This is a genomic window from Streptomyces sp. SYSU D01066-1 (assembly GCF_054956795.1).
The window spans coordinates 1-1,148 of record NZ_JBUDHV010000084.1 but is presented as its reverse complement, the minus strand read 5'-3'; the positions used below and the strand labels follow the sequence as shown (position 1 = coordinate 1,148).

Annotated in this window: 2 protein-coding genes; both read right to left on the bottom strand. The window is 73.3% G+C overall.

Features of this window, described 5'->3' with window-relative positions; genetic code table 11:
* Nucleotides 1-160, bottom strand: a 160-nt coding sequence (locus ACY1JF_RS31890; protein WP_462708756.1) for an NAD(P)-binding domain-containing protein, incomplete at its 3' end; no start/stop codon positions are given.
* A 27-nt stretch (nucleotides 161-187) separates the two neighbouring features.
* A complete protein-coding gene (opcA, locus tag ACY1JF_RS31885; protein ID WP_462708755.1) occupies nucleotides 188-1,114 on the bottom strand; it encodes a glucose-6-phosphate dehydrogenase assembly protein OpcA in 927 nt (308 codons plus the stop codon).
* Between the last annotated feature and the right edge of the window lie 34 nt (nucleotides 1,115-1,148).

The window sequence follows — 1,148 nt, the reverse complement described above, 5'->3', positions numbered from 1 at the left end:
CCGCGCGGGGCGCCTCGAGACGCTCGACCAGGCCGGCGAGGCTGTCGACGTCGGAGAGTTCGGGGTTGGTGTCGTAGCCGACGACGTCATGGCCGGCGTCGCGCAGGCGCTCGCGCATGTTGCCGCCCATCTTGCCGAGACCGATGAGACCGATCTGCATGATTGCTTCCTTCTCCGAGACCGTGTCTCAGCGCGTCCGGTGGGGGCCGTGGCCGCGCAGGGCGATGGCGTACATCTCGTCCGCGTCGAGGCGCCGCAGCTCCTCGGCGATGAGTTCCGCGGTGGAACGCACCTTCAGTGCCAGGGTGCGCGGCGGCTGGTCGGGCAGGGTCAAGGTGGCCACCGGCCCCTCGGGCCGGTCGATGACGATCTCACCGGCGGCGGTGTCCAGGCGGACGGCGGTGACGGCGGGGCCGTCGCTGACCCGGCGGTCGGCGGCTACGCCGAGGCGGGCCTCCAGCCAGCGGGCGAGGAGTTCGGCGGCCGGGTTGTCGGCCTCGGCCTCCACGACCGCGGCGGTCACCTTCGTCCGGGCCTGGTCCAGGGCGGCGGCCAGCATGGAGCGCCACAGCGTCAACCGGGTCCAGGCGAGGTCGGTGTCGCCGGGGGCGTAGCCGCGCACCCGCTTGCCGAGGGTCTCCATCGGGTTCTCGACCGCGTACAGGTCGGTGATCCGGCGCTGGGCGAGCGCGCCGAGCGGGTCCTTGGCGGGGTTGTCCGGAGCGTCCACCGGCCACCACACGACCACCGGCGCGTCGGGGAGCAGCAGCGGCAGCACCACCGAGTCGGCGTGCCGCGAGACCTCGCCGTACATGCGCAGCACGACCGTCTCACCCGTGCCGGCCTCCGCCCCCAGGCGGACTTCCGCGTCCAGCCGGGGACGTGGCCGGCCATGGGTCCCCCGGCCCTGCCGCCCGATGACCACCAGGGCCCGTGAGGGGTGCTCCCGCGAGGCGTCCTCGGCGGCCTTGACCGCGTCGTAGGCGTTCTCCTCGTCCGTGACGACGACCATCGTCAGGACCATGCCGACGGCCGGGGTGCCGATGGCCCGGCGGCCCTGCACCAGCGCCTTGTTGATCTTGCTGGCCGTGGTGTCCGTGAGGTCGATCTTCATGGCCGGCGCCAGCTCCGTCCGTCTCGCTCCAGCA

Coding starts and splice junctions, on each gene's coding strand:
- opcA (WP_462708755.1), bottom strand. CDS start 1,114: ATGAAGATCGACCTCACGGACACCACGGCCAGCAAGATCAACAAGGCG.